A 10,540-nucleotide genomic window follows, 5' to 3' on the forward strand; every position below is an offset into this window, starting at 1 on the left:
TGATCCTGGCGGGGTCGCGCGGGGGCGAGGACCCGGTCGCGCGCTACGCCGGGGTGAGCGACAAGGCGCTGATTCCGTTTGGCACGGACACCATGCTCGCGCGCGTCGCGGCCGCGCTGCGCGATGCGGGCATCAAGCGGATCGGCGTGTCAGCCAACAGCCCCGCGGTCCGTGCCGACGCCGAGCGGCTGGGGGCCGAAGCGCTTCCCGCCGCAGCCGGGCCGAGCGCCAGCACCGCTGACGCACTCGCCCTGCTCGGCGCGCCGCTCCTCGTCACTACGGGCGATCACGCACTGCTCGATGCCGCCTGGGTCCGCGACTTCATCGCGCGCGTGCCCGCCGGCGCCGATATCGCGGTGCTGCTCGCGCGACGGGGTGTGGTGGAGCAGGCCGCACCGGGGTCGAAGCGCACCTACCTGCGCTTCGCCGACGGCGACTGGTCGGGATGCAATCTGTTCTATCTCGCCACCCCGCGCGCGAAGGAGGTGATTGCGCTGTGGCAGTTAGTCGAGCGCGACCGCAAGCGCCCGTGGCGCATCGTCCGCCGGCTCGGCCCGGCGCTGCTGCTGCGCTACCTGCTCGGGCGGCTCTCGCTTTCCGAAGCGGTCGCGCACCTCGGGCGAACCGCCGGCGTCACTGCCACGGTCGTCGCCGCGACTGACGGCCTCGCCGCCGTGGACGTCGACAAACCCGCCGACCTCGACTTCGTCCGGGCGCGCCTAGGTTAGCCGCGCACTGCGTAAGTAGCGCCACACCATCGCGATCATCAGCAGCGCGCTGACCAGCGAGGCGCCGAATACCCCGATGCTCGCCCCCGCCGCACCGATGCGGGGCAGCAGCACCAGCATCAGCGCGAGCTGCGCCACCACGCCGACCGCGCGTGCGCTGACCGCGGAGGTCGAGCGGTCACCCGCCAGCAGCACCGGCTCGAACCCGACCACCGCCAGATCGATCGACCCTGCGGCGGCCAGCCACAGGAGCAGCGGATAAGCGTCGGCGTAAGCCGCGTTGCCGCCAACTGCGACCAGCACCGGGCGCCCGATCAGCGCCACCACGATCAGGATGACGAGCGCGCCGCCCGCGCTGGCACCGAACATGCGGCGCAGCGCGCGGCCGAGCTGCGCCGGCGCCACGTCGCGGACGGTGCGTACAACTTCCGGGAAGGCAGCGCGTGAGATCAGCTGCGACAGTTTGGTCAGTGCCTGTGCCAGTTGCAGCGCGATGCGGAACGCGCCCGCCGCCGCGGGGCCACCGAACGCGCCGACGAACATCAGCGGTACCTGCTTGGTCGCGAGGCCCAGCGAGGACACCGCATTGCTGCTGACGAGAAAGCTAAGCAGACCGTGGTTTTCCTGCGCCAGCGTGGCCCAGTGGACGCGCGCGTGCCGGACGAGCGCCAGATCGTCGCTGCGATGAAGCGTGATCCAATAAGCGGCGGCGGTGGCGAGTTCGGCCGCAGTCCACGTCCACAAAAACGCGTGCAGCGTCGGTGCGAAGGCGGCGGCCGCGACCGCGCCGACGAAGCGCACCGCAGGCGTCACGCTGTCCGCCGCCGCCGCGGCGCGGAACCGGTCGGTCAACCGAAGCACGCCGAGCGCCGCCGAGCGGATCGACAGCAATTGCGCGGCGGTGAAGATGATCGTGTCGCGCAGGAGCGGCGCGGTGATCCCCAGTCGCTCGCGCCACACCAGCAGGATCACCGCGGCGAGCGCCAGCCCGATGAGCGCGCTGATCGCGTCGAGCGCCATGCTGGCACGATAAAGCCGGCCGAGTGCCGCCGTGTCGCCGCGGGCGCGGTGATCGATGCCGAAGCGGACGACGACCTGCCAGGTCTGGAACCCGACCAGCAGCGCGAGCCCCTGCGCTGCGCCGGTCACGAGCGCGAAGCGGCCGAAATCGGCGAGGCCGAGCGTGCGCGTCGCAATTCCCAGGTACAGCAGCGACAGCACCGCCAGCACGCCCCGGCTGGCGAGCAGCCAGCCCAAGTTGGCGAGCACCGCGCGCATGCCGCCCGCCCGCGCAGGCGCAGAAATCGACCCGTTCGTCATCGGCTCCGCCTAGATAGCCGCTGCGGCAGCGGCAAGTCCGTGACATGGGCCATGCGCGCGGCTAGAGCGATCCGCCTTCACCCACATCAACGTAACTTCAGGAGCGTCCTATCTGCGGGATTGCCGGTCTGTACGCGCCCGGGCGAGCGGCGATCGAGCAGCTCACGGTCCGGCGGCAGTGCGACACGATCCTGCATCGCGGCCCAGATAGCCACGGCGTCATGGTCGACGGCGACTTCGGCTTCGGCATGCGGCGGCTGAGCATCATCGACGTGGCGGGCAGCGACCAGCCGATCCACAGTACGGATGGCCGCCACGCGATCGTCTTCAACGGCGAAATCTACAATTATCGCGAGCTACGGAGCGAATTGCGCCACCGCGGCCACGCGTTTGCGACCGAGGGCGACGCCGAGGTCATCCTGGCGGCGTGGCGCGAATGGGGCGACGATGCCTGGGCGCGGCTCGACGGCATGTTCGGCGTCGCGATCTGGGACCGGGTGACCCGGTGCCTGACGCTGGCGCGCGATGCGATCGGGATCAAGCCGCTCTATTACACGTGGCAGGACGGCCGGCTGGCGTTCGGGTCGGAGCTGAAGGCGGTGCTCGCGGTGCCGGAACTGCGCTTCGACGCGGATGCGCGCGCGGTGCACGATTATTTCAGCTTCGGCCACGTCCGCGCGCCGCGCTCGATCTACGCGCAGGTCAGCGTGCTGGCACCCGGCCACCTGCTCGAACTCGGGCCAGACCGCTCCCTGCGCACCCGCGCATTCTGGACCGCGCGCTACACGCCCGGCGCGCCGCGTTCGGCGGAGGACTGGATCGAGGCATTCCGGACCACCTGGCTCGATACCGTACGCGCGCAGATGCTCGCTGCCGACACCGATGTCGGTGCGTTCCTGTCGGGCGGGGTCGATTCATCCGCGGTCGTGGCCGCGATGGCGCGGGTGTCGCAGCGCCCGGTCAAGACCTTCACGATCGGCTTCGCCGAGCGCGCCTACGACGAGAGTCCGTATGCGGAGGCAGTCGCGCGGCATTTGGGCTGCGACCACCGTACCCATATCGTCGATCCGAAACGCGCATGGCAGATCCTGCCGCAGCTGCAACAGGCCTATGACGAACCCTTCGCCGACCCGTCCGCGATCCCGACCTGGTACGTGAGCGAAGCCGCGGCGCGCGAGGTTAAGGTCGTGCTGTCGGGCGACGGCGGGGACGAACTGTTCTTCGGTTACAAGCGCCATCTGACCGAGCACCGCCTGCGCCACGTCCCGGCCTTCGCGCGCCGCGGCGCACGCGGCTTCGCAGCGCTGCCGGCGCTTCCCTGGGGTCCGGGGAATCGCCGGCTGCAACGCTGGCAAAAGACCGCGCGTAGCGCCGGCCTGCCCGACGGCGGCACGCGCTTTTTCGCGAAAACGCAGATCACTTCGCCCGAACTTCGCCGCCACCTGTTCGCGGGCACGCTGCTCGATGGGCGCGACGGGGATGGCGCAATCGCGGCACTCGCGGGCGAGTATTACCCTGACATGGCAGCGATCTCATCGTCCGATGTCGAGCAGTTCGCGATGTGCGATCTGCAGCTCAACCTGCCGGGCGCGATGCTGACGAAGGTCGACCGCGCCAGCATGGCACATGCGCTGGAGGTGCGGGTGCCGATGCTGTCACGAGAGATGGTCGCGCTCGCATTGTCGATGCCCGAGGAGGTCAAGCTGCGCGGCGGCGTCGGCAAATATCCGGTCCGCACCGCCGTCGCGCCGTGGTTGCCCGCCGGCATCCTCGACCGCCGCAAACAGGGGTTCCAGGTACCGCTCGCCGAGTGGTTCCGCGACGATTTCGGCACCTACGCGCGCGAGTTGTGGACGGGCAGCGGCGCGGCAACGTCGGGGCTGCTCAACCCGAGTGCCGTCGACGTGGTATTCGACGAGCATCGCCGCGCGCGACGCGATCACAGTCGCCTGCTCTACGCGCTCAGCCTGTTCTGCCTGTGGTGGCAGGCGCGGCCCACCTGACGGGGGACTTCGCTATAGCGGCTAGGTGCCGTCGGCGAACGCCTCGGCGCGGACCCGTTCGATCAGCGCGATGTCACGCGGGCTTGTCAGCGCAGCACGCGCGCGGTCGAGCGCATCGTCCGCCTCGCACGCGATGATCGCCGCCGCCGACGGGGTGTGTGCCGCGAGCGCGGCCAGCGTCTTCTGCAACCGTACGCCCACCTCGATCATGCCCGCACCGTCTCGCGCGATCGGGCGGCAGAAATCCTCCAGCACATCGCTGAGACGCAGCGCGCGCATCCGTACACGGTCGGGCACGGGCGTGAAAGCGTCGGCGGGTCGGTCGAACAGGCGCAGCAACACGCGCCCGCCCGCCTCGATCACCGCGATCGCCGTGCCCGTATCGTTCACTGCCGGCGACAGGGCGCGCGACGCGATCTCCGACAATACGACCAGCCCGAAGCGTGGATCGTGATCGAAGGCGCGATGATGCGCTAATGTGAATGCCTGGCGGATGCGCTTCGTGAACCGCTCGTCGACCGGCATGCTCAACGTCGCGAGCGCGTGTTCCGGGTCGACCCACTCGCCGGGAAGCACGCGCACGTCGATGTCGGCGTCCAACTCCGCGGCGATCTCGCCCAATTCGCTCAGGTCGATGTGTGTGACGCGGCCCATCGTGATTGCGCGCACGTCGTTTCCGCCGCGCAGCGGCCGTGACGGCTCACCCGCCTCGACGTCGAGCGAGCAGGCGATCGTTCCCAGCGCTTCGGTCGCGGCGCGCTCCACGCGGTCGATCGTATCGGCGACGCGGCCGAAGCGCAAGATATGCTCGATCCAGCGCAGCAGCGTGACCACGATGAACACGATGACCATCACCGTGCCTGCGAGCAGGATGACGCGCCCGGTTTCGCCGTACAGGCCGGTCGACAGCGCGATGATGCCGACGATTGCGAACAGGAAGCTCCCCAGGAACGTGGCGAGCGCATTCTGCGCCGTGCTGTCGTCAACCAGCAGTTGCACCGCGCGCGGAGTGATGGTGCTGGTCGCGCCCGAGAAGGCCGAAACCATCGCGGTCAGCGAAAAGGTGGTGACCGCCAGCATGCTCGACGCCAGCATGCTGAGGATGTTGTCGACCGACTTCGCGCCGACCTTGGTCGCGAATTCGTAGGAGATCGTGTGCCCGGCGAGCGCCCCTGCGAGCGCCAGCGCTCCGCCGAACAGGCAGAATAGCGCGGCGCGAAACCACATCCGTCGCGTCAGCAGGCTCAACACCCATTGCCAGCGCGTCTTTGCCCGTGCCCCACTCATTCCAGAGAAAGGCGTCGCGCTACCCGGATGTTCCATTGCGCATGCGGCGGCACCTTCCCCGGCGCCGGCCGTTGCTGCGCGTGATCCCCGCGACAGGAGCCGACATGACCGACGATCCCCGCACCAGCCAGCCGACCAACTTTCCCGACGAGCCGCAGCAGCCACGCCCCGGTCTCACCAAGGACATGCATACCAAACCCGATCACGGCGAGGAGAGTTACGTCGGCAAGGGGCTGCTGAGCGACCGGGTCGCGCTGATCACCGGTGGCGATTCCGGGATCGGCCGCGCGGTCGCGATCGCCTACGCGCGCGAAGGCGCCGACGTTGCGATCTCCTACCTCGATGTCGAGCAGGCCGATGCGGAAGAAACGCGCAGCTGGGTCGAGAAGGCGGGCCGGCGCTGCCTGCTGCTGCCCGGCGACATCCGCGACCGCGATCACTGCGCCGCGCTGATCGAGCGCATCGTCGCCGAGTTCGGCCGCATCGACGTGCTGGTCAACAACGCCGCCGCGCAGACGATGAACGAGGGGTTGGAGACGATCGACGACGACGAGATGCAGGGCGCGTTCGCGGCGAACGTGTTCGCGATGCTGCGGCTGGCGAAGGCGGCGGCACCGCACATGAAGCCCGGCTCCGCGATCGTGAACACGACCAGCGAGCAGGCCAAGGTCGCGGGCAAGAACATGATCGTCTACGCCGCCACGAAAGGCGCAATCTCCAGCCTGACGGTGGGGCTGTCGAACCTGCTCGCGGGCGACGGCATTCGCGTCAACGCGGTTGCACCGGGGCCGGTATGGACGCCGATCCAGCCGATCGCCAAGCCGAGCGACGAGCTGAAGACGCTGGGACAGGACACGCCGCTCGGCCGTGCGGGCCAGCCAGCCGAGCTCGCCCCCGCCTACGTCCTGCTCGCCTCGGGCGAGGGAAGCTACATGTCGGGTGCGATCGTCGCGGTGACGGGCGGCGTGCCGATCGGCTGAGTGACGACGCGACCGGCCGGGGCAGGAAACCCCGGCCGGCGACGTTCAGTGCATCAGCGCCGGATTGCGGCGTCGGGTGCTACCTGACCCATGCGGTTCAGGCCCGGCGCGGCGGGCGGCGGCGGGGGAGCGCCCGCACCGCGCGCAGGCGGAGCACCGGCACCGGGTGGCGGCGGCGGAGGGGCACCCGCGCCGTCACCAATCGCGGGCGGCGGAGGCTGTGCGCCTGCACCCATGCCGTCCGGAGGCGGCGGGGCACCCGGGCCACCCGGAGGAGGCGGCGGCGGAGCACCGGCGCCGGGTGGCGGCGGAGGCGGCGCGCCGGCACCACGCGGCGGCGGCGGCGGGGCGCCTGCACCGGGCGGGGGCGGCGGCGGTCCGACTTCCTGCACCGCGCCCGATGAGTCGACGAGGAAGCGTGCGCGCAGCTGCCCCTGATCATAACGGCCCTGCACCAGCATCGGCGTGCCGACGCGCACCGCGCCCTGCGCCTCGCGACCGGCATCGACCAGCGTGCGACCGCTGCCGTCCTGCACCACGAAGCGGTTGCCGTATACCTCGGCAACGCGACCCTTGACCGTCACCACGCCACTCGACTGCGGCAGCCGCGCGATTGCGGTCGGGATGGTCGGCGCCATCTCGATCGCCGGACGCGTCAGCGACACCGCGCCCGCGCCGCCCGCGACACCGATTGCGACCAGCGCGGCGGCGGCGATCCCCAGTTTCTGCCCGCGGCTGACCCGCGGCACGTTCAAACGAGACATGTTTTACTACTCCTTGGCTTCGACGAATCACCGTCTACGCCTGCCCATGCCCACCCCCGCTGAACCCAGCGGTTCAGTTTCGGTTTAAGCATCGCACCTAGGAGCCGACACGATGCGTATCCTCCTCGTCGAAGACGACCGCGACCTTGGCCCCGCGATCGCGCGCGCGCTGCGCGATGAGCATTTCGCGGTCGATGTCGCCAGCGACGGCATCGACGCCGCGCATCTCGGCGCAACCGAGGCGTATGATGCCGCGGTGCTCGACCTCGGCCTGCCCGGCATGGACGGCGTGTCGGTGCTGCGCGCGTGGCGCGAGGCCGAACGCGCGCTGCCGGTGCTGATCCTGACCGCGCGCGATGCATGGTCGGACAAGGTGGCGGGGTTCAAGGCGGGCGCCGACGATTACCTCGTGAAACCGTTCCGCGTCGAGGAACTGGTCATGCGGCTGCGCGCGCTCGTCCGCCGCGCCGCCGGTCACGCACAACCGCGTATCGCCTGCGGCCCGCTCGTCTTCGAGACGCAGACTGGACAATTCGAACTCGACGGCCTGCCGCTCAAACTGACCGCATTCGAGTGGCGCGTGCTGTCGCAGCTGATACTGCGCCGCGATGCGGTGATCGAGCGGCTTGAGTTGCTCGAACGCGTGTACGAAGGCGATGCGGACGTTGATTCGAACAGCCTGGAGGTGATCGTCGGCCGGTTGCGCAAGAAGATCGGCGCGACGCTGATCGAGACGGTGCGCGGGCGCGGCTACCGCCTCGCCTGCCCGGCGTGACGCGCGTGCGGCTGCTGCCCCGTTCGCTCCACGCGCGCATGCTGGCGCTGTCGGCGGCGGCGACGCTGGTCGCACTCGTCATTGCCGGCTGGTCGATCGCGGCGGTGCTCGAACGCTTCGTCACCGCAGGGATCGACCGGCGGCTAGATAGCGAGGTCGCGCTGCTGGCCACGGCGGTGAGCGACGACGGCACAATCAATCGCGCCCGCCTGCGACAACAGCTTGGCGTGCTGGAGGCCGGACACGGGTGGCAGTGGCAGATCGCCACACCAACAGCGACGCTGAATTCGGCTGATTTCGCTCCGCTCACGGAAGCTGCGCCGCCGCCGGGTCCGGCCGGACCGCCCGAACCTTCGCACTCGACGCCGCCGCCCCCCGCCGCGGGCGCGCCTGCTGCACCGCCGCCGCCCTCACCTTCGCCGCCGACACCGTCGCCACTACGCGCGCTGGATGGCGAGACCAGCGACGGCGCGTCGGTCCATGCCAGACGCGTGACGCTCGACACTCCCGCAGGTCCGGTCACAATTACCGCTGCTGCACCGCGCGACGTCATTCGCCAACCAATCCGCGAGGCGATCGAGCCGCTGCTGCTCGTGCTGGCGGTGCTGGGCGGGTTGCTGGGTGCGGCGTCGGTGGTGCAGCTGCGGCTTGGCCTACGTCCGGTCAGGCGGCTGCGCGACGAGGTGGCGGCGATCCGCGTCGGTCGGCGCGAGCGCGTCGACGAGGATCAACCGAGCGAGCTGCTGCCGCTCGCGACCGAACTCAACGCGCTGGCCGAGGACAACGCCGCTGCGCTCGCCACCGCACGGCGATCGGCGGCGAACCTCGCGCACGCGCTCAAGACGCCCGTCGCGGCGCTCGCGCTCGATTTGCGTGACGAGCCCGCGCGGGCGGCGCAGGTCCGGCGCATCGACAACACGATCCGCCATCACCTGTCACGCGCGCGCGCGCAGACCGCCGATCCGCGAGCGCGCACTCCGCTCTCGCCAGCACTTGCGGACCTGACCGCGACGATCACCGCGATCTACCGTGACAAGAATCTGGCGATCACGCAGGATCTGCCGACCGCCCCGCTCGCGTTCGCGATGGACCCGCGCGACGTCGATGAACTGCTCGGCAATCTGCTCGACAATGCCGCCAAGAACGCTGTGAGTCGGGTTACCATACAGGTGGCTGCGGCGGACGCGCGCGCAGTCGCGCTATCGATTTGCGACGATGGTGCGGGCATCCCGGCGGCGGATCGCGCGCGGGCCGCGCAGGTCGGCGTCCGGCTTGACGAACGCCGCGAGGGACACGGCTTTGGTCTGTCGATCGCGGTCGAGCTCGCCGAGCTGTACGGCGGCACGCTGACGCTGGACGACGCAGCCGGCGGCGGATTGTGCGTACGATTGCGCCTGCCGGGTGGCGCGATCGACTGACCGCGTGGCTCAGGTCAGTTGGCGGACGCCGTAGCTGGACCGGTCCAACCGCCCGCCGTGGCTACGTAGAGCCGCGCGACATTCAGGAACTGCCGCGTGCGCGCGACCACCAGACCGTTGCTCGCACGCTGGTACAATCGTTCCGACTCGAGCACCTGCAAGACGCCCGAATTGCCGACCTGAAAGCTGCGGCGCGACAGGTGGCGCGACCGCTCCGCGACCTGCACCGACGATCGCTGGTCCGCGACCGAGCGCGCGTCGTTCTGAATGGCGGACAAGAGGTCGGCGACCTGGCTGAACGCGACCAGCACCGTCTGCTCGTAGCTCGCTTGGCTCGCTCGCGCGCGGTCGACCGCTGCCGCGCGCTCGGCCTTGAGCGTCCCGCCGTGGAAGATTGGCGCGGTCAGCCCGGCAAACAGATCATAGCCGCGAAACGCGTTCTTCACGAGGTCGCCGATCGCGGGCGCGCCCTGCGTCAGCGTCGCGCCGAGCGTGATGTCGGGATAAAGCCGCGCAGTCGCGACGCCGATCGCGGCGGTCGCGGCATGCAGCTCCGCCTCCGCCTGCAGGATGTCGGGGCGGCGGTGGACAAGGCTGGAGGGCAGCGCGACCGGCACGCGCGCGGGCAAGGTCAGCTGATCGAACGCGATGTCGTTCGCCGGCAGCGCCGAAGGCGTGGTGCCGAGCAGGGTCGCGAGCAGGTGTCGCGCCTCGGCGAGTTGCTGGTCGAGCTGCGGCAGGTCGCTGCGGTCGGCGGCGTACTGGCTCTGCGCGTTCAGCACCTCGACCAGCGTCCCCTCGCCCCCTGCGCGGCGCTTCTCGGTCAGGTCGACGTTGCGCTGGTCGTCCGCAAGCAGTGCGCGCGCAGTGTCGATCTGCGCGTGCAGCGCGGCGATGGTCAGCACCTGGTTGACCACCTGCCCCGCGATCGTCAGGTGCGCCGCCTCAGTCTGGCGTAGCTGCGCCTCCGCTTGCGCCGAGCTCTGCTCGACGCTGCGCTTCAGGCCACCGAACAGGTCGAGGTCGTAGCTGACGCCGCCGCCGACGGTGTAGAGGTGAAATTCGGGATTGCCCGCGGGCGCGAGCGGGTTGCTGCCCGAGAAGCCGAATGCGGCGAGGTTGACCTGCTGCTGGTCGACGCGCGCGTTGGCGTCGACCTGCGGCAGGCGACGCCCCGCAATCGCGCGCAGCTCGTCGCGGCTGGCGGCGAGGGTCGCGTTGCTGGCAACGAGGCTGCGATTGTTGGCGATCGCCTGATCGACCAG

Annotated in this window: 9 protein-coding genes; 5 read left to right on the forward strand and 4 right to left on the reverse strand. The window is 70.2% G+C overall.

The genetic code is table 11. The annotated features are described in order from the left end of the window. Positions 1-2: 2 nt before the first annotated feature. Entirely contained in the window at positions 3-728 is a 726-nt protein-coding gene (locus QZ847_RS07855; RefSeq protein WP_294355124.1) for a nucleotidyltransferase family protein, read from the forward strand. Here QZ847_RS07855 and QZ847_RS07860 read toward each other — a convergent pair. Then, a complete protein-coding gene (locus QZ847_RS07860; RefSeq protein ID WP_294355126.1) occupies positions 720-2,048 on the reverse strand; it encodes an oligosaccharide flippase family protein in 1,329 nt (442 codons plus the stop codon). The genes QZ847_RS07855 and QZ847_RS07860 overlap by 9 nt on opposite strands. A gap of 119 nt (positions 2,049-2,167) precedes the next feature. Between QZ847_RS07860 and asnB the strand changes: the two genes are divergently transcribed. After that, on the forward strand, positions 2,168-4,051 hold the full coding sequence (asnB, locus tag QZ847_RS07865; protein WP_294355138.1) for an asparagine synthase (glutamine-hydrolyzing): 1,884 nt from the start codon (positions 2,168-2,170) through the stop codon (positions 4,049-4,051). A gap of 21 nt (positions 4,052-4,072) precedes the next feature. Here the strand turns inward: asnB and QZ847_RS07870 are convergent, their stop codons facing one another. Continuing rightward, the gene (locus QZ847_RS07870; protein WP_294355129.1) at positions 4,073-5,299 is read right to left on the reverse strand and encodes a DUF2254 domain-containing protein; all 1,227 of its coding nucleotides are present in this window, start codon (positions 5,297-5,299) and stop codon (positions 4,073-4,075) included. Positions 5,300-5,442: 143 nt separating this feature from the next. Between QZ847_RS07870 and QZ847_RS07875 the strand changes: the two genes are divergently transcribed. After that, on the forward strand, positions 5,443-6,318 hold the full coding sequence (locus tag QZ847_RS07875) for an SDR family oxidoreductase (protein WP_294355131.1): 876 nt from the start codon (positions 5,443-5,445) through the stop codon (positions 6,316-6,318). 53 nt (positions 6,319-6,371) lie between these two features. On the opposite strand, the gene QZ847_RS07880 is transcribed toward QZ847_RS07875, so the two are convergent. Beyond that, entirely contained in the window at positions 6,372-7,082 is a 711-nt protein-coding gene (locus QZ847_RS07880) for a hypothetical protein (RefSeq protein WP_294355133.1), read from the reverse strand. 112 nt (positions 7,083-7,194) lie between these two features. Here QZ847_RS07880 and QZ847_RS07885 point away from each other — a divergent pair, with 112 nt between their 5' ends. Together QZ847_RS07885 and QZ847_RS07890 are read left to right on the forward strand one after the other, a co-directional pair. Further along, on the forward strand, positions 7,195-7,857 hold the full coding sequence (locus tag QZ847_RS07885; RefSeq protein ID WP_294189266.1) for a response regulator transcription factor: 663 nt from the start codon (positions 7,195-7,197) through the stop codon (positions 7,855-7,857). Positions 7,858-7,862: 5 nt separating this feature from the next. Continuing rightward, positions 7,863-9,275: a sensor histidine kinase gene (locus QZ847_RS07890; RefSeq protein WP_366930188.1), complete on the forward strand. Its 1,413-nt coding sequence runs from the start codon at positions 7,863-7,865 to the stop codon at positions 9,273-9,275. A gap of 14 nt (positions 9,276-9,289) precedes the next feature. On the opposite strand, the gene QZ847_RS07895 is transcribed toward QZ847_RS07890, so the two are convergent. Next, positions 9,290-10,540: efflux transporter outer membrane subunit (locus tag QZ847_RS07895; protein WP_294355136.1), on the reverse strand; the 1,251-nt coding region annotated here is incomplete at its 5' end.

Origin of the sequence: uncultured Sphingomonas sp. (genome assembly GCF_913778135.1) — a bacterium.
Taxonomy (GTDB): domain Bacteria; phylum Pseudomonadota; class Alphaproteobacteria; order Sphingomonadales; family Sphingomonadaceae; genus Sphingomonas.